General features: G+C 64.7%; 20 protein-coding genes and 1 tRNA gene. 12 read left to right on the forward strand and 9 right to left on the reverse strand.

Features of this window, described 5'->3' with window-relative positions; translation table 11 throughout:
• Positions 1 to 146: 146 nt before the first annotated feature.
• Positions 147 to 911 (forward strand): hypothetical protein, encoded by a 765-nt coding sequence (locus ACM42_RS31970; protein ID WP_271531757.1) that lies wholly within the window; start codon positions 147 to 149, stop codon positions 909 to 911.
• A 240-nt stretch (positions 912 to 1,151) separates the two neighbouring features.
• Here ACM42_RS31970 and ACM42_RS31975 read toward each other — a convergent pair whose 3' ends face one another.
• Together ACM42_RS31975 and ACM42_RS31980 are read right to left on the reverse strand one after the other, a co-directional pair.
• A complete protein-coding gene (locus ACM42_RS31975) occupies positions 1,152 to 1,922 on the reverse strand; it encodes an alpha/beta fold hydrolase (protein ID WP_271531759.1) in 771 nt (256 codons plus the stop codon).
• A 148-nt stretch (positions 1,923 to 2,070) separates the two neighbouring features.
• Entirely contained in the window at positions 2,071 to 2,535 is a 465-nt protein-coding gene (locus ACM42_RS31980) for an Hsp20 family protein (RefSeq protein WP_271531761.1), read from the reverse strand.
• A gap of 205 nt (positions 2,536 to 2,740) precedes the next feature.
• Between ACM42_RS31980 and ACM42_RS31985 the strand changes: the two genes are divergently transcribed.
• Positions 2,741 to 3,688, forward strand: coding sequence for an alpha/beta fold hydrolase (locus tag ACM42_RS31985; protein ID WP_271531762.1), 948 nt, complete (start codon positions 2,741 to 2,743; stop codon positions 3,686 to 3,688).
• A 118-nt stretch (positions 3,689 to 3,806) separates the two neighbouring features.
• Here ACM42_RS31985 and ACM42_RS31990 read toward each other — a convergent pair whose 3' ends face one another.
• On the reverse strand, positions 3,807 to 6,581 hold the full coding sequence (locus tag ACM42_RS31990) for a di-heme-cytochrome C peroxidase (RefSeq protein WP_271531764.1): 2,775 nt from the start codon (positions 6,579 to 6,581) through the stop codon (positions 3,807 to 3,809).
• Positions 6,582 to 6,765: 184 nt separating this feature from the next.
• Complete coding sequence (locus ACM42_RS31995; RefSeq protein WP_271531766.1) at positions 6,766 to 8,562, reverse strand: adenylate/guanylate cyclase domain-containing protein; 1,797 nt, start codon at positions 8,560 to 8,562, stop codon at positions 6,766 to 6,768.
• Positions 8,563 to 8,783: 221 nt separating this feature from the next.
• Between ACM42_RS31995 and ACM42_RS32000 the strand changes: the two genes are divergently transcribed.
• Complete coding sequence (locus ACM42_RS32000) at positions 8,784 to 9,416, forward strand: LysE family translocator (protein ID WP_271531768.1); 633 nt, start codon at positions 8,784 to 8,786, stop codon at positions 9,414 to 9,416.
• Positions 9,417 to 9,455: 39 nt separating this feature from the next.
• Positions 9,456 to 9,866 carry a GFA family protein gene (locus tag ACM42_RS32005; RefSeq protein WP_442868964.1) on the forward strand — a complete coding sequence of 137 codons (411 nt, stop codon included), beginning with the start codon at positions 9,456 to 9,458 and terminating at the stop codon, positions 9,864 to 9,866.
• Between the two features lie 2 nt (positions 9,867 to 9,868).
• Here the strand turns inward: ACM42_RS32005 and ACM42_RS32010 are convergent, their stop codons facing one another.
• Positions 9,869 to 10,621, reverse strand: coding sequence for a sulfite exporter TauE/SafE family protein (locus tag ACM42_RS32010; protein WP_271531771.1), 753 nt, complete (start codon positions 10,619 to 10,621; stop codon positions 9,869 to 9,871).
• Positions 10,622 to 10,709: 88 nt separating this feature from the next.
• On the opposite strand from ACM42_RS32010, the gene ACM42_RS32015 reads away from it, so the two are divergent.
• Positions 10,710 to 11,600 carry a LysR substrate-binding domain-containing protein gene (locus tag ACM42_RS32015; RefSeq protein WP_271531773.1) on the forward strand — a complete coding sequence of 297 codons (891 nt, stop codon included), beginning with the start codon at positions 10,710 to 10,712 and terminating at the stop codon, positions 11,598 to 11,600.
• A gap of 74 nt (positions 11,601 to 11,674) precedes the next feature.
• On the opposite strand, the gene hisN is transcribed toward ACM42_RS32015, so the two are convergent.
• Positions 11,675 to 12,457: a histidinol-phosphatase gene (gene hisN, locus ACM42_RS32020; RefSeq protein WP_271531775.1), complete on the reverse strand. Its 783-nt coding sequence runs from the start codon at positions 12,455 to 12,457 to the stop codon at positions 11,675 to 11,677.
• Between the two features lie 535 nt (positions 12,458 to 12,992).
• Positions 12,993 to 13,883, reverse strand: a complete 891-nt coding sequence (locus ACM42_RS32025; protein WP_271532267.1) for an N-formylglutamate amidohydrolase — start codon at positions 13,881 to 13,883, stop codon at positions 12,993 to 12,995.
• 351 nt (positions 13,884 to 14,234) lie between these two features.
• On the opposite strand from ACM42_RS32025, the gene cpdR reads away from it, so the two are divergent.
• From cpdR to ACM42_RS32055, 6 genes are all read left to right on the forward strand, one after another.
• Positions 14,235 to 14,594: a cell cycle two-component system response regulator CpdR gene (gene cpdR / locus ACM42_RS32030; protein WP_028179810.1), complete on the forward strand. Its 360-nt coding sequence runs from the start codon at positions 14,235 to 14,237 to the stop codon at positions 14,592 to 14,594.
• 72 nt (positions 14,595 to 14,666) lie between these two features.
• A tRNA-Val gene (locus tag ACM42_RS32035) sits at positions 14,667 to 14,741 on the forward strand.
• Positions 14,742 to 14,976: 235 nt separating this feature from the next.
• Complete coding sequence (locus ACM42_RS32040; protein ID WP_271531778.1) at positions 14,977 to 15,462, forward strand: L-2-amino-thiazoline-4-carboxylic acid hydrolase; 486 nt, start codon at positions 14,977 to 14,979, stop codon at positions 15,460 to 15,462.
• Positions 15,463 to 15,476: 14 nt separating this feature from the next.
• Complete coding sequence (locus tag ACM42_RS32045; RefSeq protein ID WP_271531780.1) at positions 15,477 to 15,716, forward strand: hypothetical protein; 240 nt, start codon at positions 15,477 to 15,479, stop codon at positions 15,714 to 15,716.
• A gap of 39 nt (positions 15,717 to 15,755) precedes the next feature.
• On the forward strand, positions 15,756 to 15,995 hold the full coding sequence (locus tag ACM42_RS32050) for a hypothetical protein (RefSeq protein ID WP_271531782.1): 240 nt from the start codon (positions 15,756 to 15,758) through the stop codon (positions 15,993 to 15,995).
• Positions 15,996 to 16,027: 32 nt separating this feature from the next.
• Complete coding sequence (locus ACM42_RS32055) at positions 16,028 to 16,858, forward strand: hypothetical protein (RefSeq protein WP_271532269.1); 831 nt, start codon at positions 16,028 to 16,030, stop codon at positions 16,856 to 16,858.
• An 89-nt stretch (positions 16,859 to 16,947) separates the two neighbouring features.
• Here ACM42_RS32055 and ACM42_RS32060 read toward each other — a convergent pair whose 3' ends face one another.
• Positions 16,948 to 18,039, reverse strand: a complete 1,092-nt coding sequence (locus ACM42_RS32060; RefSeq protein WP_271531784.1) for an enolase C-terminal domain-like protein — start codon at positions 18,037 to 18,039, stop codon at positions 16,948 to 16,950.
• A 190-nt stretch (positions 18,040 to 18,229) separates the two neighbouring features.
• Here ACM42_RS32060 and ACM42_RS32065 point away from each other — a divergent pair, with 190 nt between their 5' ends.
• On the forward strand, positions 18,230 to 19,792 hold the full coding sequence (locus ACM42_RS32065; RefSeq protein ID WP_271531786.1) for an adenylate/guanylate cyclase domain-containing protein: 1,563 nt from the start codon (positions 18,230 to 18,232) through the stop codon (positions 19,790 to 19,792).
• A gap of 185 nt (positions 19,793 to 19,977) precedes the next feature.
• On the opposite strand, the gene ACM42_RS32070 is transcribed toward ACM42_RS32065, so the two are convergent.
• Positions 19,978 to 21,201: an ABC transporter substrate-binding protein gene (locus ACM42_RS32070; RefSeq protein ID WP_271531789.1), complete on the reverse strand. Its 1,224-nt coding sequence runs from the start codon at positions 21,199 to 21,201 to the stop codon at positions 19,978 to 19,980.
• Between the last annotated feature and the right edge of the window lie 225 nt (positions 21,202 to 21,426).

Raw genomic sequence — 21,426 nt, forward strand, 5'->3', positions numbered from 1 at the left:
CGGTTTTGAAGCAAACGCGCCCTGATCCGGCCCCGCGCGCGCCGGAATCCCCAATGAAGCTTCGGATCAACCCTTCGGAAGGCGCGCCACGCCGCGAGAAGCGAAAGAGGGCGGCCATCGGGGGGCCTGACAGGAGCGTCTCGACCATGAAGTTTTTCACAAGATCTGTGGCCGCCGCCGCGCTGGTGCTGGCCGCAAGCGCGGGCCATGCCCAGGTTCCCGCGAGCGGTATCGCGAGCGGGGCTGTGATCGCGGTGTCGGATTTCGACGGCCCCTATGCGCCGCCGGAGGTCGCGCCGCCCCCGCCGCGTTACGGCTACGGCTATGGCTACGAGGAGCATGGCCCGGCCCCGGCGCTTTTGCCGGCCACCGAGGTCTATGCGGTGCTGCGCGAAAACGGCTTCTCGCCGCTCGGCATCCCGCGCCTGCGCGGCAGCGTCTACACCATCGCGGTGATCGACCGCCGCGGCGACGATGGACGGCTCGTGATCGACGCCCGCGACGGCCGGATCATCCGCTTCATGCCCGCCGCTGACGCCTACGGCATGGCGCCCGCCTATGGCGAACGCGCGGTCGCACCTTACGGGCCGCAAAGCGCGCTGCCGCCGCCGACCGTGATCCGCAGCGGCCCGCCGCGCCCGCCAGCACCGATCCCGCATGTGGCAAGCCGCGCCGTGCCACTGCCCAAGGCCGCCCCGCGGCGCGCCGAGACGCCGGTCACTGCCGCGAAGCCGGCCGAGCCGGTCGCGCAGCAGGCTCCGCAGGCGCAGCCCCCGCAGCAAGCCGCCGCCGTGCAGGCGAAGCCGGCAGAGGCCGCCCCGCAAGCTGCCGCGCCGACCGTGGGTCAAGCTAAGCCGGCCCCAACCATCCTGCCGACGCAGGACATGCCCGCCGCGCAGGGGCTGGATTAGGTCTGCAAGTTTGACGCGACAGTGCCCATCACACCCTCGCTGTCGTCCCCGCGAAGGCGGGGACCCATACCGCGTGATCTATCGGTGGGGATGGGGTGCGAGTACCGGAGTCCTAGTCATCGCCAAACCGCTCCCTGGGGTTATGGGTCCCCGCCTTCGCGGGGACGACATCGGGGAGAGAGTTGGCCAAAACGAAAGGCGCCTGAGACCTCAGGCGCCTTTTGCATTCACGCAATCACCTCAGCTTCGCGGATACCCCGCCGCGTCCAGGATCAGATTCGCGACCTCCTTCGGATGCGACACCAGCGAGAGGTGGCCGGCGTCGAGCTCGATCGTTGTGGCGTTCATGCGCTTGGCGAGGAAGCGCTCGAAATCGGGGTTGATGGTGTAGTCGTTCTTCGACACCGCGTACCAGCTCGGCTTGGAGTGCCACGCCGCTTCCGTGGTGCGGCCGGCGAAGATCGAGGCCGCCGTCGGCCATTGCACCGCATAAAGCTCCTTGGCCTGCTTCGGCTTCACGCCATTGGCGAAGTATTTCAGGAAGGTCTCTTCCGAGAGCTTGGTGTAGCCGTCGCGCTCGACGATGCCGGCGCGCGCGGGCCCGGTCGGAAACTGCTTCGACAGCGCCACGAAATCCTCGTTCGCATCGGGCGCGCGGGCGGCGACGAAGACGAGCCCGGTGACCTTCGGGTCGGTGCCGATCTGGCTGATCACAGTGCCGCCCCAGGAATGCGCGACCAGCACGGTCGGCCCGTCCTGCTCGGCCAGCGCACGCTTGGTCGCCTCGACGGAGTCCGCGAGCGACGACAGCGGATTCTGCACGGCGGTGACATGCAGGCCTGCAGCCTGGAGGATCGGGATCACCTCCGACCAGCTCGACCCGTCGGCCCAGGCGCCGTGCACCAGCACGACGTTCTTCGCCTTCACCGTCGCAGGTGTCTGCGCATGAGCAAGGCCGAGGGGAGCCGCCAGAAGGCTCGCGGCGACGAAAAGGCTGCGCCAGAGTGGCATGATCTTCTCCATCTTGTTTGGGTTCGATGCCCAAGGGACGGAGGGAGCGATGCCGGCGTTACTCGTCTTCACCGCTCTGTGATTCAATGCATGACGAAAAAGCGCCCCGGGGCACCGGGGCGCTTTCGCAACTTGGAAGTAGCTTGGTTCAGGCGGCTTGCGCGGCCGAGGTCTCGATCACCTGCGCCTTGGCGCCGGCGTTGATCGCGATCTGGCGCGGCTTCTTCGCCTCGGGAATCTCACGTACGAGGTCGACGTGAAGCAGCCCGTTCTCGAGCGAAGCGTCCTTCACCTGCACGAAGTCGGCAAGCTGGAAGGCCCGCTCGAAGGCGCGCGCGGCGATGCCGCGGTAGAGCACTTCGGACTTCGAGTTCTCGTTGGCGACTTTCTCGCCCTTGATCGTCAGCGTGTTTTCCTTCGCGACGATGGAGAGCTCATCCTTGGAGAAGCCTGAGACCGCAACGGTGATGCGGTAGGTGTTCTCGCCGGTACGCTCGATGTTGTAGGGGGGGTAACCGGGGCTGCCGTCCGAACCGGCCTGGTCGAGCAGGTTGAAGAGGCGGTCGAAGCCGACGGTGGAACGATAGAACGGGGTGAGATCGTAGGTACGCATGGTCAAGTCCTCCATTGAGCGACTGTTAGGCAACCCGCCCGCCATCGGGCCGGGCTTTCGTCTGTGTGCAGCCTGATGTTCCGGTTCCGAAACACTGGTAGCGGCCTGCACGAAAATGATATGGGTGGAACGAGACGGCGTTCAAGAGGGCGGCATTTGCGCCTTTTCGGCGCTTTAGCCCCTTGATTTGCAGTACTTCCCGCCTATGACGCTGGTCTCGATCCCGTCCAACCCCGTTCCCGAAAACGTCGTCAGCGGCACCATCAAGACCCCCGATGGCGCCGAGTTGCGCTTTGCGCGGTGGGCGCCGCCGGCGAACCGCAAGGGCACCGTCTGCGTCTTCACCGGGCGCAGCGAGCAGATCGAGAAATATTTCGAGACCGTGCGCGACCTGCGCGACCGCGGCTTTGCGGTGGCGATGATCGACTGGCGCGGGCAGGGCCATTCCTCGCGCCGCCTGCGCGATCCGCGCAAGGGCTATGTGCGCGACTTCTCCGATTTCGAGATCGACGTCGAGACCTTCGTGCAGCAGGTGGTGCTGCCGGATTGCCCGCCGCCCTTCTTCGCGCTCGCCCACTCCATGGGCGGCACGGTGATGCTGCGGGTGGCGCATGCCGGCAAGCGCTGGTTCGACCGCATGGTGCTGTCGGCCCCGATGATCGACCTGCCGGGGCGCACCACCTCGTTCCCGGTGCGTGCGTTGCTCAAGACGATGCGCCTGCTCGGGCAGGGCGGCCGCTACGTTCCCGGCGGCAGCGACCGCCTCACCGGGCTCGATCCCTTCATCAACAATCCCCTGACCAGCGATCCCGTTCGCTATGCGCGCAATGCCGCGATCCTGGAGGAGGATCCGACGCTCGGACTGGCGTCACCGACGGTCGCCTGGGCCGATACCGCCTTCCGCGCGATGCACACCTTCAAGCGCGTGAACTACCCCTCCCAGATCCGCCAGCCGATCCTGATGCTGGCGGCCTCCAATGACACCGTGGTCTCGACTGCGGCGATCGAGGAGTTTGCCTATCACCTGCGCGCCGGCGCCCATCTCGTGATCGCCGGCGCCAAGCACGAGATCCTGCAGGAGCAGGACCGCTACCGCTCCCAGTTCTGGGCCGCCTTCGACGCCTTCGTCCCGGGCACGCCGCTGTTCAAGTGAGAGGGGCGGAACATCCGCAATCTCCGTCATGCCCGGGCTTGTCCCGGGCATCCACGTCCTTCGCGCCGCTATGAAGATCGTGGATGGCCGGGACAAGCCCGGCCATGACGACGACCCGCTACAACGTCTTCAGATACTCGATCAAATCGTAGCGCTCGGCATCGTCCTTGAACATGCGGCCGATGAGACCCGGTCGTTTCGGCTCGCCCTCCTTGAGCTCGAAGGAATGGCCGAGCACGCTGTTGCCTTGGATCGGCTTGCCGTCAGACCCTGTCGCGGAGAACTCCGTCTCACCCGTCTTGCAACGGTCGTTGGCGGTGACTGCGAAACCGACGGTGTCAGGGTCATAGTCGCGGCGGCCCATGCAGAATTTTTGCGGGCGCTCGCCCGCCGGCTTCAGCAACCAGTACAGCGAAGGCACCGAACCGTTGTGCAGGTAAGGTGCCGTGGCCCAGATGCCGTTCAGGGGCCGCGCGCGATAGCGCGGATCAGGCGCCGGATTGAGACAGTTCTTGCGCGCGAGATTCCATATTTGCGCCTGTTCGGCCGCGGGGATTTTCTCATCGTCCATCCATTTGCGGGCGACGAGATCGACCACGGTCATGAGGCCGAGCGCATAGACCATCTCGTTGGGCGAAGTGCTCGCGGTCGGGACCTCGCATTGCCACCATTTCTGGAGGTCGGCCGTGTTGACCTTCAGGAAGCCGGGCACGTCGACGATCCTCTTGCTGAGAACAAGGGACTGCTCGGGATCCGTCTTGATTTCGTCGAGGGGAATCGTCACCGCGTTCAGCACCTTGCTGTCGCCGTTCGGCTCCCAATGCTTCGACGACCAGAAGGCTGGGGTGTCGATGGCCGGCAGGTGGCATCCGGAGCACATCTCGGTGTAGATGGCCCGGCCGCGCTCGATGCGATCGGGCTTCAGCTTCCATGCGTCGCCGAGGATCTGCGAGGGCCATTTCGGCGCGAGCAGGCCCCCGAACTTCGGACCGCTGGACGGATCGGCCGCCTTGAATGGATCGGGGCCTCTCAGCATGTCCTCGATCCAGCCGAGCGTCCTGATGTTCACCGAGGAGCGCCACAGCCTGTCTTCCGGGTAGGCGTCGGACAGGTTGAGCAACGCCGTCACGCCGAGGGCCTCGCCGGCGTTGCGGATCAGCGGCTGCTCGATCGAGGCGTCATACTGGGCGAACCTGAACCACGGCACGGTCCAGATCGCGGGGTAGCTGACCGGCGCGTCCTGGGCGTGCAGGTTCTTCTCGAATCCCTTGACGCCGCTCATCGCAAGGTCCTGCGAGAAGACCTGGTTGCCGATGCGGTTGAGGGCGTCGAGGCGGCCGAACCCTTCCTCCGTGTCCTGCTGCTGCTTGCCGTCCCAGGTCTTCTTGCCCTCGATCGTCTTCTCGTAATTCTTGGCCCAGTCGATCAGGAAGTTGCCGGTCGCGCCGAGCTTCTGCTTGAGCGCGGCGCGGTCCGCCTTGCTGGCCTCAGGGCCGAGCACGCGATCGGCAAAGCGCTGGAAGCGGAACGGGACGTACAGGGTGTAGGCGATCGACAGGCCGGTCGCGAGCTCGAGCTTCTTCAGGTCGGTCATCGCCGCGCCGCCGTCGAAGCGGACATCGACGCCCTGGTAGTGGATCTGGCCGGTATGACAGGCGGCGCAGGTCAGTCCGATCTTGTCCTCTTCGCGGCGGCCCGTCGCGGGGTCGATGACACCGGTCATCCGCGCAAAGCCGACCGGCAGGCCGTCGACGTTCTCCGCCGGCGTCCATCTCGTCGACCAGTCCGACACCTGCGTCGTCTCGTAGACATTGGCGTAGCCGAAGCGGCGCAGCGTCGCCGTGTCGGCCTGGATCGTCTGCGGGCTCGGGATGAAGCCGAAGCGCTCGAGATAGGCGCTGTCCTTGATCATGCCGGGCTTCGAGAACAGACGAAGCTGCGGCTGCTCCAACGCCACGAACCACTCATAGGGCACCGGGAAGGTCGCGGTGCCCTGGCTGGCATGGTGAAACCAGTGGCGGTCCTTCAGCGACCAGTTCTGCTCGAGCCAGTAAGCCGCCTTGGTTTCGGGGACTGCTGGCAAGGGCGGCGGCAGCAGATTCACGAGCACGCCCTTCTGGGGCAGAACGGCGCGGACCTGATTGGGGAATTCGGCCACGGCCACCAGGGCGACGAGGCCAAGGCCGATGACCAACGCCGTGACCGCGACCGCCCAGCGAAAGCGGAGCTGGCAGGCTGACAACAGCGGCTGCGACAAAATCCGCTGGTTGATACGCTCGGGGAATTTGCGCTCCTCGAACAGCGTGCGCACGTCGGCCACGCTGAGATAACGCTCCTCGTTCTGCTTGCCCTTGCCCATGATCTTCAAGAGGATGGGCCATTCGAATTTCATCAGCAGCGGGTAGTACCAGCGCGCAGCGCTGCCGGCGCGCTTGAGGTTGTCGCGCATGAAGGTCTTGATTTCCGCGGCGTTCAGGCCGGGCTCGCTGTTGCCGGTGTTCGGGTCGGTGTAGGCCCGGCCGAAGCTCGCGAGCCGCGCGATCTCGTCCTCGTCGACCTTGCCGTCGACGCCGAGGATGCGCGAGCCGGCACCGCGCTTGTCGAGCGGACCGCCGCGCAGCGCGTCGAGCCGCGCACCCGACCAGATGCTCTTGAGGATGTGACCGATACCGTTGGCGATGAGCGCAACGCCGCGGACCTGGATGCGGGCCGAGACCTTCTTCAGCCCCGTCTCACCGCTCGCATTCGCGATGGTCTGCGACAGCGTGTTGAGCGGGACGGTCCCGCCGTCGACGAAACCTTCGCCGACAAGGCCGCGCAGGAACGGGCAGGGATTGTTCGGCGAGACCGGAATCGAGGGATCGAAGGGCGGCTTCGAAGCGGGGTGATGCATGGCCCAAATCCTGAAAGCGGCGAATCGTAGAAAGCAGGCGCGCTGTTAGAGCGCGGAAAGTCCTAACAAACCGACAGCACAATATACTACTTTGGCGTGTGAAGAAGTGTGGCGGATTTCACTGTCGTCGACAAGAGCAGGCGTGAGGTCGCCGACGGCCCACAATAGATCCGTGGTCCGCTGTTCACGACTCGGCGGCGCGTTTGACGTCGCTCTGTACCAGGGCCAGCTTGCCGAGCGGCAGGCCGGCCTTCAGCAATCCCTCGCGATAATGGGCGATGTCCTCGGGTCGCTTCCAGTGGAAGTTGCGCAAGTGACGATCGACATTGAGGGTCGGGTAGTTGCCCATGAGCACGCCGGCGGCCTCGCTCGCCTCGTCGGTCCGGCCCAGTTGCGCCAGCGCCGCGGCGCGGATCGCCAGCGCCTGCATGTGGTTCGGATTGATGTAGAGCTGCTCGCGGGCCCAGGACAGGGTCGCGTCATATTGGCGCAACAGATAATGGCTGAACGCGTTCAGCGCGGCCCATTGGTAGCGTGGGTCGCTGTTGTCGCGTTGCGCGGCCATCGAGAACAGCTCGATCGCCTCGCGGTGCTCGCCGATCATGAAATGGCAGATGCCGAGCACGCCGCGCGCGCCATTGTCGTAGGGGTTGAGCGCGACCGCGCGCTTGGCGGCGTCCAGCGCCGCCTCGTGATGTCCCTCCATCGCATGGGCCCAGGACAGGATCGAGAACGCAAAGGATGAGCGCGGATCGAGCCGGACACTGGTTTCGGCGAGGTTCATCGCCTCGGCCCACATCTCGCGCGTGCCCTTGACCCAGCCGAACTGAATGCTCTGAATCTGGATCGTGGCCAGATAGGCATGTGCGATCGACAGTTTGGGATCGAGCCTGATGGCCTCGCGGAACAGGTCGACGGCGGCGGTCAGATCCTCCTTGGTCTGCCGGTAGTAGTGCGACAGCCCCTTGAGGAAGCGATCCCAGGCGCTCACGTCGGTCGAGAGCCGCGCCGGCGCCGAGGCCTCGGCACGGACGATCTCCGTCGCGATCGCAGCAGACAGGTTCGTCGTGATCTCGTCCTGCATCGCAAAGAGGTCGCCGATGTCGCGGTCGTAGCGGCCGGTCCAGAGCTGCTCGCCGGTCTCCGGCGCGATCAGCTCGGCGGTGACGCGGATCTTGGCGCCGGCGCGCCGCACCGAGCCCTGGATCAGATAGGTGGCGTCGATCTCGCGCGCGATCAGGCGGGTGCTCGTGTTCTTGCCCTTGAAGGCGAAGGTCGAGTTGCGGCTCAGCACCCGATAGAAGGATTGCAGCGACAGCGCATGGATCAAGTCCTCGGTGAGGCCGTCGGAGAAATACTCGTCCTTGGCGTCGCTGAGATTGGCGAAGGGCAGCACGCCGACGATCGCGGTGCGATATTGCTGCGACAGCGCCGAAGCCTCACGGAGCTCGGGGGCAAGCGCCGGCGCGCCGTCGGGCATCCAGGTCCAGACCCCGATCGCATCCTTGATGTTCTTGAAGCGATGATTGCCGGCATCGACCAGCGGCACCGAGAGATGCTTGCTCGCCTCCCGGTAGGCCTTGGCCGAGATCGCGAAGCCGCCGGGGCTCGCCACGGATTCCAGGCGGACGGCGATGTTGACGTCGTCGCCGAAGACCTCGTCCTCGTCGGCGATGACGTCGCCCATGTGGATGCCGATCCGGAACTGCATGGCGCGGTCGGTCGGCAGATGGCGGTTGCGCTCCGCCATCAGCGTCTGCATCGCGATCGCGGCCTCGGTGGCGCCGACGATCGAGGGGAACTCGAGCAGGAAGCCGTCGCCGGTGTTCTTCACGACGCGGCCGCCGTGATTGAGGATGATGGGATGGATCGCCGCGCGATGGGCCTTGAAGGCGGCATGGGTGCCGGCCTCGTCGCTGCCCATCATGCGCGAATAGCCGGCGACATCGGCGCAGACGATGGCGGCCAGACGTCTTTCCATATCCGCGAAGCTCCAAGGGAGAGGGGACCGGCCACGGCGTGGCAGTCGCCTCGAGTCCCGCATTTCGAGAACCCTCCCTTTATAAAGCAGATGAGGCCGAGCGGAAGCCTGATCCGCATTGCAAATTCGAGGTAAATCCTAAGCGATTCCGGCGGTGGACGGGGACGGGCGAACCGACTAAGCGGAGCCAACACGCCCGGACGGGCGGCGGGGAACCTTGCATGCTGGGCATTCACGAGATCGGGCTTTTCATCCTGTCGGGCGTGCTGCTCAACATCACGCCGGGGCCGGATTCGGTCTATGTGATCGGCCGCAGCATGCAGATGGGGTGGCGGGGCGGCGCCGCGGCCGCCTTGGGCATCAGTTGCGGCTGCTTTGTCCATGTCGCGGGCGCGGCGATCGGGCTTTCCGCCCTGCTGATGGCCTCGTCGACCGCCTTCTCGATCCTGAAGCTGGTCGGTGCGGCTTACCTCGTCGTGACCGGGCTCCAGATGCTGTTGTCGCGCCCGGCGCTGGCGTCGGCGATCGACGAGCCGGTGCGGAGCTCATTGCGACGGGTCTTCCTCCAGGGCGTCTTCACCAACGCGCTCAATCCCAAGGTCGCGCTGTTCTTTCTGGCCTTCCTGCCGCAATTCGTCGCAGCCGACGCGCCGCACAAGCCGCTCGCCTTCCTGACGCTCGGCCTGATCTTCATCTCGACTGGGACGCTGTGGTGCCTGGTGCTGGCCGCGTTCGCGGCCAAGGCCGCGCACCGGTTGCGGCAGTCCGAGGGCGCCATCGCCTGGGTCAATCGCGCGCTTGGCGGCCTCTTCATCTATCTCGGCATCCGCGTCGCCATGCTGGAAACGCGTTAGCTCGTTCGGACGAATGACTGGAGCATGCGGAGGGTTTCGATGATTCGTGGAAGCTGTCTATGCGGCGCCGTGCGTTTCGAGATCGACGCGGTGCGTTCGCTGACGCATTGTCACTGCGCCAATTGCCGCAAGCTGACCGGTGCGGCATTCGCCACCTACGCCCATGTGGACGCGGACAAGTTTCGCTTTGTCGCGGGCGAGGACGAAGCGGTGCGTTACGAATCCGCGCCGGGGAGTTTCCGCTATCGCTGCAAGACTTGCGGCTGCCTCACGCCTGGCAAGGCGAGTTATCTCGAAACCGTCAGCATTCCCGCCGGCCTGCTCGATGACGACCCGCAGCTCAAGCCGCGCCTTCACGTGTTTACGTCGTCCCGCGCGCCGTGGTGGACGGTTCAGGACGATTTGCCTCAGTACGAAAAATGGGTGCCCGGCTACGCACCCAGGTCGTAGCCTCAGGCCAGCTCCTTCACCAGCGCGCTGCCGGCGAGATAGAGGCCGAGCAGGATCATCGCGATCAGGAACCAGCGGCGAAACGCTTCGGCCGGCATCCGCGCGCGGACCGACTGGCCGATGAACATGCCGGCAAAGGCCATGGCGAGGCCCACGGCGCCGGGCACGACATTCGCGGGCGTCAACAATCCGACGGCGGTCAGGTTGAACGCGAGCGCCAGCGTCGCCGTCGTGAAGAACACGCCGAGCGCCTGCACCAGCTCGTCCTTTTCCATGCCGATTGCCTGCATGAACGGCATCGAGGGAATCACCTGCACGCCCGTCGAAGCCGAGATCACGCCGGTGACGACCCCGACCACGCCACCGACCCACTTCTCGTTCCCGCGTGAAACGTGGAACTGGATTTTGTTCAGGCCGATCACGGCGTAGGTGACGAGGAGCACGCCGAGCACGATCGTGCCGTAGCGCGCATGCGGCCCGGTCAGCGCGCCTGCATTCAGCCAGCATCCGACCACGGTGCCGATCATCAGCGGCCACAGCCGCCTCAGGATGTCGCGCAGATAGGGGCCGACGAAGGTCTGCCAGATGTTGGTGATGATGGCGGGCACGATGACGATGGCGATGGCGCGGCTCGGGGCCATGCTCACCGCGAGCAGGCCCATGGACACCGTCGGCAAGCCGAGCCCGACCACACCCTTGACGAATCCGGCAAGCAGGAAGACGGCAGCGATCACGATGAGAAGCGGGTCGATCATGTCTGCACATTGACCGAAGCCGCCAGCCGGCACAATCTGTAGGTTACGGAGAGAGCCTTCGTCTGGGGCGAAGGCTGGGAGACACGGCATGCGCTTCGACCTCGTCGACCTCCAGCTCTTCATCGCAGTCGCCGACCAGCGCAGCATCACGGGCGGTGCCGAGCGCTCGCACCTGGCGCTGGCTTCCGCCAGCGCGCGCATCAAGGGGCTCGAGGATGCGCTCGGCGTCGCGCTGCTGAAGCGCGGACGCCGCGGCGTCGAGCTGACCGCGGCCGGCGAGAGCCTGCTCGATCATGCCAGGCTCGTCATCCACCAGATCGACGCCATGCGCGGCGATCTTGCCGGCTTTGCCAGCGGTTTGCGCGCCAGCGTGCACTTGCTCGCCAACACCTCGGGGCTCTCGGAGCATCTGCCCAAGGCGCTCGCCGGCTTCCTGCGCGCGCATCGCGACGTCGCCGTCGACATCGAGGAGCGCGAGAGCACCGACATCGCGGCGGCGATCACGACGGGCGCCGCCGATCTCGGTTTCGCCGCCGAGCACGCGCTGCCCGACCATATCGAGCGCTTCGTTTTCAGCGAGGACCGCCTGACGCTGGTGACCTCCCGCCGTGGCCCGTTCGCCGGCCGGCGCCAGATCGACTTCCAGGAGGCCGGGGCCTGCGACTTCGTCGGCCTGACCAGCGCCACCGCGCTGCAGGTGCACATCTCGAAGCACGCGGCGCGGCTCAGCCTGCGCCCGCATTTCCGCGCGCGCCTGCGCGATTTCGACGCGATCTGCCAGATGGTCGCCGCCGATGTCGGCGTTGCCCTGGTGCCGGAAGCCGCCGCGCGGCGCTGCGCCAGGACCATGCCGCTCGCCATGGTCCGCTTGCGCGATGCCTGGGCCAACCGGCGGCTCGTGATCTGCGCACGAAGCTTCAAGACGCTGCCGCGGCCGGCCAAGATGCTGGTGGAGCACTTGAGGGCGGAGGCGATGTAAGGGGCTTCCACGCAGCCGGTGCGCTCCCTCTCCCGCTTGATCTCCTTCGTCCAGGGAGTCGCCTGTGTGAGAGTTTATTGGTTCAAGAGCCTCAAGGCCTCGTCGTGAACCCGCGCGTCGCCGGCCGCGATGATGCGGCCGCCGCCCTGGGCCGGCTTGCCTTCCCAGGTGGTGACGACGCCGCCGGCGCCGGTCACGATCGGGATCAGCGCCGCGATGTCGTAGGGCTTCAGCTCGGTCTCGATCACGAGATCGACATGACCTGCGGCAAGCATGCAGTAGGAATAGCAGTCGCCGCCATAGCGCGACAGCCGCGCGCCCTGCTCGATGCGGCCGAAGATGGCGCGGTCGCTCTCGTTCATCAGCAGGGGACTGGTGGTGTAGGTCGTGGCTTCCGACAGCGAAGCGCAGCGGCGGACCTGGAGCCGGCGCTCGCCGGAGGGCCCCCTGTAGTTGGCCGAGCCGTTGTCGCCGGAGAAGCGCTCGCCGATGAAGGGCTGGTGCATCATGCCGTAGACCGGCGCGCCCTTGTGCAGCAGCGCGATCAGCGTGCCCCAGATCGGAAAGCCGCCGATGAAGGATTTGGTGCCGTCAATGGGGTCGAGCACCCAGACATACTCGGCATCGTCCTGCTCATTGCCGAATTCCTCGCCGACGATGCCGTGCTGAGGGAAGTTGGCCCTGATCAGCCGCCGCATCACCGCCTCCGCGGCGCGGTCGGCCTCCGTCACGGGGTCGAAATCCTTGGTCTTGCTCTTGTCGTCGATCGACAGGGAGGTGCGGAAGAACGGCAGGATGGTTTCGCCGGAGGCGGTGGCGAGCCGTCCGATGAAGGCGGAGAAGTCGATCACCGTCACGGGAATCCTCGAAGCGAAGGTTGGATGAAGCTGGCCTCCTGCCTAGCTCAATTCCTCCCCCGCGGGCAGCGCTGACTTGATTTGCTCCCTGGTATTTTGGATGCCGAGGCGCGCTGCCTCATCCCAGTCATCTGCTGGCCAAATATCGATCATTGAGTTGAAAACTTCGTTCCGAAGTTGCCTCGTTGGTATGCAAATGACTATCAACCCATTGAATTTCCTTATCAAAGAAACTGAATCTGGGTTTCTCTGGAAGCAACTGAGCCATGTGCGAATTGCATGGGAAATGGCTCAAAAGGCCTTGCACTTTGTGCGGCGCGGTCGCATATTGTTGCGGTGCGGTAGCGCTTGGCGTTACCGCTGCCCTCCTTGGGCGTTTCCTCCCTAGACTTGGGCCGCTTCTTCATCAGAAGCGGCCCTTTTTTCTTTGCGCCTCTTTTTTCTTTGCCCCTCTTTTTGTTTCGGGTGCGCAGCGAAGCGAAGACGCGTTCGCGCCAATCGCAGACAACATGATCGTACGAAGTAGAGCCGGCGCCTATTCCGCCGCGGCCTGGAACGGGCCGAGATCGGCGAACGGAATGGTGGTGGCCAGCACGTCGGCGAGAACGCCGAAGTCGGAGGCCACTTGCGCAAAGCGAGCGCTCCGCTCCCGCCGCCGCTCGTCCATGTAGATCGCGCGGTTGAGCTCGAGCTGTACCGCGTGCAGGCCGCTTGCGGGATTGCCGTAATGCTCGGTGATGAAGCCGCCGGCATAGGGCTTGTTGCGGCCGATCGAATAGCCGAGGCCGGTCATGGTCTCCTCGACGCGATCTGAAAGCAGCGGCGTGCAGCTCGTGCCGTAGCGGTCGCCGATCACGACGTCGGGCCGGCGCGGCTCGTCCCTGCTGACACCGACCGAAGGCATCGAGTGGCAGTCGACCAGCACCACGGTGCCGAACATCTGATGCACCTTGTTGATCAGCCGGCGCAGCGCGCGATGGTAGGGCTTGTACAGCGTCTCGATCCGCCCGAGCGCATCGTCGACCAGGATGCGGTCGCGGTAGATCTCCTGGCCGTCGCCAACCACGCGCGGAATGGTGCCGAGGCCGCCGGCGACCCGCATCGAGCGGGTATTGGCAAAGCTCGGCAGCCGTCCGCTGAACATGCGGGGGTCGAGCTCATACGGCTCGCGATTGACGTCGACATAGGAGCGGGGAAAGTTGACCCTAACCGTCGGGAAGCCACGGTCGCTCAGATCGCCGATCAGTTCGTCCATGAACGAGTCTTCCGACCGCCGCAGCGTCGGCAGGTCGATCCGCGACGCCGCCAGGAATTCGTCCGGATAGGTCGAGCCCGAATGGGGCGAGTTGAAGATGACAGGCGCGCGCCATTCGGCGGGCTCGAAGATCTCGAAGGCTGGCGACATGTCGCCGTCAAACCGGGTCATCTTCTCAAGCTTCATCCCTTACTCAGGCTTCGCCCCCTTGGCGCCGCACGATCCGGAAAAGCTCCGGATCCAATGATTCGGCCGGTCGGACGGCTCTTATGTGTCGTCATTGTCCGGAATCGCAACCATTCTGCCAAGCGAAAAGATGTGATGGACGCTGGAACATGTCTTAACCGTGCGGGCATCGTGGTGGGGACCAGTCGATCCGGCTCGATTGATTCGGAGCCCGTTCCGGTTCACAAGGTGCCGGCAGCGCAGCCGGCCCAAGGTAAAGATTTTCACCCCAAATTTACCCTCTGTCGGGCTTAGTGACCTCTGCTGATATCCTCTGGGGATTCGACGTTTCCTGCCATGGCAAAAATCCTGCTCGCCGAAGACGACAACGACATGCGCCGTTTCCTGGTCAAGGCGCTGGAAAACGCCGGATTCCAGGTCTCGTCCCATGACAACGGCATGGCCGCCTATCAGCGGCTGCGGGAAGAGCCGTTCGAGATGCTGCTCACCGACATCGTGATGCCGGAGATGGACGGCATCGAGCTCGCCCGCCGGGCCTCGGAACTCGACCCCGACATCAAGATCATGTTCATCACCGGCTTCGCCGCGGTCGCCCTGAACTCGGATTCGGACGCCCCCAAGAACGCCAAGGTGCTGTCCAAGCCCGTGCACCTGCGCGAATTGGTCAGCGAAGTGAACAAGATGCTGGCTGCCTAAATCGGCCCCCTTCCGTCCTTGCGCCGGGTCCCCTGAGCCGTTATAGGGACCCCACCGATGAAATGACCTCTAGGGCACGTAGCTCAGCGGGAGAGCACTACCTTGACATGGTAGGGGTCACAGGTTCGATCCCTGTCGTGCCCACCATCCTTCGCTCGCGATAGTAGAGAAGGATGCCGCGTCGATGCCCAGCGGGCGCAGCGGGCTTGTCGCCGCGAGTTTCGGTTGGGCGAGCCAAAATCTGATCTTTCAATAGTCGGACCAAGCCATCAGGTCGGCGCAAAGCGCCGCCCGATGACAGCCCCCGCGCAATCCAGGGTGTATCCTCTCGGGCGCAGTTCCGGATTACGCTACGCGCCCGGTTGCAAGCGAGGCTCTGCCCATGAGCATCTCCGTTATCGAACAGGCAAAAATCCAGGCGCAGGTGCTGGTGCCGCTGGTCAAGACGCTCCAGGCCGAACTCGGCGCGGCGCGCGCCAATGCGCTCGTGCGCAAGGCGCTCGGCGATCTCTATCGCGGCTTCGGAGAGGAGTTCTGGAAAGCCAGGAACCACGGCGAGAACGAAGCCGATCTCGGCAAGGCCGTCGCGACGGCCTTCAGGACCTACGCCCGCGACGATGCGCTCGCCTATGACGTCATCGAACAGACGCATGACGCATTCGCATTCGACGTGAAGCGGTGCGCCTATGCCGAGTTTTACAAGGCGCTGGGTGAGCCGGAGCTCGGCTTCCTCCTGATCTGCACTGCGGACTTGGCGACAGCGGAAGGTTTTGGTCCCGACATCAAGCTCACGCGGACGCAGACGATCGTGCAAGGCGCCTCTCATTGCGACTTTCGCTACAGGCGCGATGCGGGCGGATCACGATGAAGGGAATGCGAGCGATGCGGACGATCTGTCTTGCGATGGCGATGCTGGCGCTGATCGCGTCGCGCGCTGACGCCGCCGTCGACTGGCAAGCCGAGCTCCAGCGCTGCCGGAGCTTGCGCGAAAACGTGGCGCCACTGCTTCAGGCCGGCGGGGGGATATCCGCCGTCGGCCGATCCAACAGGTCCGTCCGTCGCTGCATCTGGATCCAGCGGAAGGCGGTGCGGAAGAAAATTCCGGGCGCGGAAGCGTGGTAGCCTGACCGAGGTTATGGCCCCGGTGTGACGAAGGCCGAGATGATCATCGATCTCGTCCCCGACCTCGCAGCACGAAGGGCTGATGACAGGAGGCGGCCGGCGCGCCAACGCACGACCTACGCGCACTTGCGTCATGAGCTCGTGAAGGTGAAGCAGACGTCCGGCGGCTTCGCCCATTCCGACACGGCTGCGTCGCTGGGATCGAGCGTTGATCTTGATCAAGGTGATGGCGACGAAGCCAGGCAATCTCAACGAGAAGATGCAAAAGGGGGGGATTGACAGTGCGTGCTTGTCTCTTTGCGTTGGCTCTCGTGATCGCTGTTCTGGGATCGTCCTCGGCCCACGCGGGTTGCTGGCCGAGCGAGAACTTTCCGCTCGTATGTTGGCTCGATACGAAGGGCGAGGGGTGTTCGGAGCACCACGCGCTCACCAGCGCCAAAGCAGTGATGTATCCGCATCCGAACCAATCCATCTATGAGTTCGAAACCACCCATTGGTGGACTGGGCCTCCCATAACGGCCTGCCCGCCGAGCAAGACGATCAAGTTTACCGGCGTTTGGGATCGCGAGACCGGCAAAGCGGAGGAAAAGGCGTCCACCGGCTGGTCGTCCTGGTCGCGCTACGTCTACTGCAGCAACAATCCATGGACCGGACAAGGTCCGCCAACGGTGCCGATCTGCTCGGGGCCGGCCAACGACCCAAATGTGGGGCAGCCGGTGACCTCGGCGATGCTTTCGCAAAGTCAGAGATTGAATCTGCTTCAGGTCCAGGAGCCGCTACACACGAGGTGCCTGCAGGTCGAACCCGACCCGATGGGTTCGGAATGGCTTACGGGAAACTCACTGGTCCGGGTCGTCGTTTCGCACCATGAATTCCAGAAAATCGAGTGGCACTATTTCTTCCAGGAGTTCTATTCGTTCGACGGCTGGAAGGAAGTCCCCGCGCCGAAGTCGAAGGTCCCCTTGATCTCGACGAAGAAATACACCGAGCGCCGCATCGCGACCACGACGGGACGGTTCTGGCTCAATAAACAGGGTCGTTGGAAGATCGTCGCGGTCCCGAAGCCGACCTCGTTCGCCGCCCAGCTCGTCGCAACGACGGTCACCAACGAATGCCCGGGCGCGCGATTCAATATCCAATGAAGGCAGATCGACGAAACGCTCCCTTCCGAAGGAGGTGTTATGATCGACAGCAATGACGAACACGCGAGGTAGCATCCGCCGATCAAGATCTATCCGACCAGATATTTCTTCACCGCCGCCTCGTCCCATTCGATACCATTCCCCGGCTCCTCGCCCGGCAGCGCAAAACCGTCCTTGATCTTCAGCCGCGTCGCCAGCACCGCGTCGGCCCAGTCGACATATTCCAGCCAATGCGCGGTCGGCGTCACGCACAGCAGATGCGCGCTGACCTCCGAGAACAAATGCGTCGACATCTCGATGCCGGCGGCGTGCGCCAGCGCCCCGGCGCGGAGCCAGCCGGTCACGCCGCCGATGCGCTGGACGTCGGGCATCACGTAGTCGCAGGCTTCCGCCGAGAGCGCCGCCTGCATCGAGAAGGCGCTGTCAAAATTCTCGCCGATCTGGACCGGCGTATGCAGCGCATCGGCAATGCGGGCGCAGCCGGCATAATCGTTATGACGGATCGGCTCCTCGATCCAGCTCAGGCCCTCGTCGTCGAGCATCTCGCCGCGGCGGATCGCCTCGGTCACCGTCAGGGCCTGGTTGTAGTCGCACATCAGCGTGATCTCGTCGCCCACCGCCTCGCGCACCGCGCGGACGACGGCGAGGTCCTCCCGCGCATCGGGCCGGCCGACGCGGATTTTGGCGGCCTGAAATCCTTCAGCCAGCAGCTTGTGGGCTTCCTCGACCGCGGCGCCGGCCGGCATGATGCCGAGCCCCTTCGAATTGTAGGCCCTGACCGGTTTCGGCGCGCCGCCGAGCAGGCGGGCCAGCGGCAGGCCGCGTGTGCGGGCCAGCGCGTCCCAGGCCGCCATGTCGATACCGGATTGGGCCAGCCGTTGCAGACCGGCGAGGCCCAGAAGCGTGAAGCGCTGGGCCAGCTTGCGTTCGATCTCGAACGGCAGCAGCTCGTCCCCGGCGAGCAGGTCTGACATTTCCGTGACCATCGCCGTCAGCGGCTTCAAGGCCGAGGGCGTGATCGAGAACAGATAGGCGTGGCCCACCGCGCCCTGGTCAGTCTCGCAGTCGATCAGCACCAGCGGCGCCTTGGCGATTGCCCCGGTCGAGGTCTGGAGCGGCAGGTTCATCGGCACGATCACGGGGCGCGCGTGGAAGCGTTTGATGCGGATGGTCTCGGTCATGGGATCTCCCGGTGGAGCGGATGCAGACGCGGCCGATCTTAAACATCCGTGATGAAACGAAAAGGCGCTTGGCCCGACCACCATAAAATGGGGTTGCGCGGGCCCGCAATTGTTGGCTCTGTGCTGCCGCATTCTTTGCCGCAGATCCCCGACGGGTTTGCGACAAAATCGCACACAGCGGAGCCACAGAGTGAAACAAGAGATCGCCGAAGATCAGCGCAAGAGCGGCATTCTCACGGGCGCCGTGATCGCCTTCCTGCTGCTCGCCCTGCCGCTCGCGGTGTGGCTGGACCTGACCGAGCTGAGCAAGACGGCGCTGCGCCGGCAGGCCATCGATCTCAACTCGGTGATCACGAGCGTGCGCAGCTACTACGCGTCCAACGTGGTCGGGCGGGTGCTGGCCAATCCCAACGGCACGACCAGGGTGGTGCACAATTACGAATCCATCCCCGGCGCGATCCCGATTCCGGCAACGCTGTCGCTGGAGCTCGGGCGGGTGATCGGAGCGCAGCAGGAGAACATCACCTACCGCTTCGTCTCAGACTTCCCGTTCCAGAACCGTGCCCCGCACCAGCTCGACAAGTTCGAAAAGGACGCGCTCGATGCGCTGCGGAAGGACCCCGAGCAGAAGATCGTGGAGACCGAGACCTCGCTGTTCAACGACAAGGTCCGCCTGGTCGCACCCGTCACCATGGGGCCGGCCTGCGTGAGCTGCCACAACAGCCATCCCGAAAGCCCGAAGAAGGACTGGAAGGTGGGGGATGTCCGCGGCATCCAGGAGGTTATCATCGCCCAGCCGATCGCGGCCAACATCTTCTCGTTCAAGTTCCTCCTGGCCTATTTCGTGATCGCCGCCGGCAGCGGCCTGTCGTTCCTCTCGCTGCAGCGGCGCCAGGCGCGCCGCATCAAGGGCATGAACAAGGAGCTCGAATCCGCCAACGACTTCCTCGCCTCGCTCTCGATGAAGATCTCGCGCTACATCCCGCCCCAGGTCTACAAGAGCATCTTCTCCGGCCAGAAGGACGTCACCATTCACACCGAGCGCAAGAAGCTCACCATCTTCTTCTCCGACATCCAGAATTTCACAGCGACCGCCGAACGGCTGCAGCCGGAGCAACTGACGCAGCTCCTCAACGAATATTTCACGGAAATGTCGGCGATCGCCCACGAATATGGCGGCACCATCGACAAGTTCATCGGCGACGCCATGCTGATCTTCTTCGGCGACCCCGAGACCAGGGGCGACCGTGCCGATGCGCAGGCCTGCCTGCAAATGGCCTGGCGCATGCAGCAGCGCCTCGCCGAGCTCAACGCGAAATGGCGCGCCTCCGGCATCGAGCAGCCATTCCGCTCGCGCATGGGCATCAATTCCGGCTATTGCAACGTCGGCAATTTCGGCAGCGCCGACCGCATGGACTACACCATCATCGGTGCGGAGGCGAACCTTGCTGCGCGCCTGCAATCGATCGCCGAGCCCGGCGGCATCGTGCTGAGCTACGAGACCTTTGCACTCGTCAGCGATATCGTCCGCGCTCATGCGCTGCCGGCGATCACCATGAAGGGCATCAGCCGGGAGGTCATTCCCTATTCGGTGGACGCGCTGAGCGACGCGGCGGCGGAGAACAGCGGTATCATCACCGAGCGCGCCCCGGGCCTGGAGCTCTATCTCGACCCCGCCGTGGTGAAGTCAGGCGATGCCGCACGCGTGCGCTCGCTGCTGGAAAACGCGCTGGCCTCGCTCAAGCCGGCGTGAGGGCTGTCTCTCACCCTCCCCTGGAGGGGGAGGGTCGATCGCGCGCAGCGCGAGCGGGGTGGGGTGATCTCTCCACCCGGGCAGTGCTTCGTGCGGAGAGACCGTCACCCCACCCCGTCTCATGTCTCGCTTCGCTCAACATGAGCCGACCCTCCCCCTCCAGGGGAGGGTAAGAGTCCCAACTCTCACCGCGCCGCACCTTCCGTGAATGCCGTCTCGATCACCTCGCCGAACGGCTGCCAGGAACGGCCGTCGAACTGGACGAGCCGCATCTGCCTGATCGGCAGGTAGTTGCTGGGCGAAGTATTCATCCGGATGTTGGGCAGCGCAACGGAGGGGGGATAACCCCTGAGCGAAGCCGCCTGACGCATGATGTTCTCGCGCGAGACATCGTCGCCGCATTGCTTCAGCACCTGCGTCAGCGCCTCGGCCGCGGCGTAGCCATAGAGTGCGGCGCTGTTGTTGGTGCTTTCGACCTGATGGTATTTGTCCATGAAGGCGAACCAGTCCTTCATGGCTGGATCGTCCTTCCAGGCGGGATCGCTCGGATCCTTCAGGAAAGCCGCCGAGATCACGCCGGCGGAGTTCTCGAGGCCCGCGGGCGCCATCGCATTGGCGATCGAGGCGGAGGCATCGTTGACGATGAAGACCGGGTGCCAATTGAAAGACGCCGCCAGCTTGATCACCTTGGACGCCGTCGACGGCACGCCGAGAAAGACGAAGATGTCGGCGCCCGCGCGCTTGAGGATCGAGACGTGCCCGTCGAGATGCTCATCGGCAATGTCGAAGGCGATGTCGACGAGGACGTGACGGTTGAGATCGCCGAGGCCTTCCTGGATGCCCTTGTAGAGCATGCGCCCGAACTGGTCGTTCTGCCAGAGCACCACGATCTTCTTCCTGGGGTAGTAGGCCTGGATGTAGTTGGCGTAGATGCGCCCTTCGGACCTGAACGACGGCTGCCAACCCATGGTCCAGGGAAACGCCTTGGCCTGGCTCAGCTCCTCGTCGCCGGAGGCGACGAAGAGCTGCGGGATCTTCTTCTCGTTCAGGTACCAGCGCGTGGCGAGATTGCCGGGCGTGCCGAACGAGCCGAACATCAGGTGCACATCCTCGGTCTCGACCAGATTGCGCGTCAGCTCCAGCGCAGTCGCCGGATCGGAATTGTCGTCGCGCGTGATGAAGCGGATCTTGCGGCCGTTGATCCCGCCACGCGCGTTGATCATGTTGAAATAGGCGGCTTCCGCCTGGCCGATGGCACCGAACTCCGAGAGCGGTCCCGAATATGGCATGACATTGCCGATGCGGATTTCCTCGTTGCTTTCCGGTTGCTCGGCACGTTGCTGGGACATCGCGCCGAGCGAGGCGAAGGCGGCGATCAACACGAGCAGCAGTCCGCCGGTGACGCGCATGTTCGACACCTTGTCGTTGGCCCCACACCAAGGCCGCTCCGTCTAGGTCAAGCGTTTGTCAATCGTGTGGCTGGGTGGCGCGCTTCGACGCAGTGCAGCTCTTGGCGCGTAGGAAAGCGGCAGTCGTGCTGACGCGCCGACGAGCGAGAGAGCGCGCCGTGTGGCACCCCTCTCCCTAGCCCTCCCCCGCAAGGGGGGAGGGAACGCACTTTCCTTGTGGCGAAT

The organism is Bradyrhizobium sp. CCBAU 25338 (genome assembly GCF_028128965.1).
Lineage (GTDB): Bacteria > Pseudomonadota > Alphaproteobacteria > Rhizobiales > Xanthobacteraceae > Bradyrhizobium > Bradyrhizobium liaoningense.

Bases quoted from the DNA above. Each gene is read 5' to 3' on its own strand.
- ACM42_RS31970 (WP_271531757.1), top strand. From the start codon at position 147: ATGAAGTTTTTCACAAGATCTGTGGCCGCCGCCGCGCTGGTGCTGGCC.
- ACM42_RS31975 (WP_271531759.1), bottom strand. From the start codon at position 1,922: ATGCCACTCTGGCGCAGCCTTTTCGTCGCCGCGAGCCTTCTGGCGGCT.
- ACM42_RS31980 (WP_271531761.1), bottom strand. From the start codon at position 2,535: ATGCGTACCTACGATCTCACCCCGTTCTATCGTTCCACCGTCGGCTTC.
- ACM42_RS31985 (WP_271531762.1), top strand. From the start codon at position 2,741: ATGACGCTGGTCTCGATCCCGTCCAACCCCGTTCCCGAAAACGTCGTC.
- ACM42_RS31990 (WP_271531764.1), bottom strand. From the start codon at position 6,581: ATGCATCACCCCGCTTCGAAGCCGCCCTTCGATCCCTCGATTCCGGTC.
- ACM42_RS31995 (WP_271531766.1), bottom strand. From the start codon at position 8,562: ATGGAAAGACGTCTGGCCGCCATCGTCTGCGCCGATGTCGCCGGCTAT.
- ACM42_RS32000 (WP_271531768.1), top strand. From the start codon at position 8,784: ATGCTGGGCATTCACGAGATCGGGCTTTTCATCCTGTCGGGCGTGCTG.
- ACM42_RS32005 (WP_442868964.1), top strand. From the start codon at position 9,456: ATGATTCGTGGAAGCTGTCTATGCGGCGCCGTGCGTTTCGAGATCGAC.
- ACM42_RS32010 (WP_271531771.1), bottom strand. From the start codon at position 10,621: ATGATCGACCCGCTTCTCATCGTGATCGCTGCCGTCTTCCTGCTTGCC.
- ACM42_RS32015 (WP_271531773.1), top strand. From the start codon at position 10,710: ATGCGCTTCGACCTCGTCGACCTCCAGCTCTTCATCGCAGTCGCCGAC.
- ACM42_RS32025 (WP_271532267.1), bottom strand. From the start codon at position 13,883: ATGACCCGGTTTGACGGCGACATGTCGCCAGCCTTCGAGATCTTCGAG.
- cpdR (WP_028179810.1), top strand. From the start codon at position 14,235: ATGGCAAAAATCCTGCTCGCCGAAGACGACAACGACATGCGCCGTTTC.
- ACM42_RS32040 (WP_271531778.1), top strand. From the start codon at position 14,977: ATGAGCATCTCCGTTATCGAACAGGCAAAAATCCAGGCGCAGGTGCTG.
- ACM42_RS32045 (WP_271531780.1), top strand. From the start codon at position 15,477: ATGCGGACGATCTGTCTTGCGATGGCGATGCTGGCGCTGATCGCGTCG.
- ACM42_RS32050 (WP_271531782.1), top strand. From the start codon at position 15,756: ATGATCATCGATCTCGTCCCCGACCTCGCAGCACGAAGGGCTGATGAC.
- ACM42_RS32060 (WP_271531784.1), bottom strand. From the start codon at position 18,039: ATGACCGAGACCATCCGCATCAAACGCTTCCACGCGCGCCCCGTGATC.
- ACM42_RS32070 (WP_271531789.1), bottom strand. From the start codon at position 21,201: ATGCGCGTCACCGGCGGACTGCTGCTCGTGTTGATCGCCGCCTTCGCC.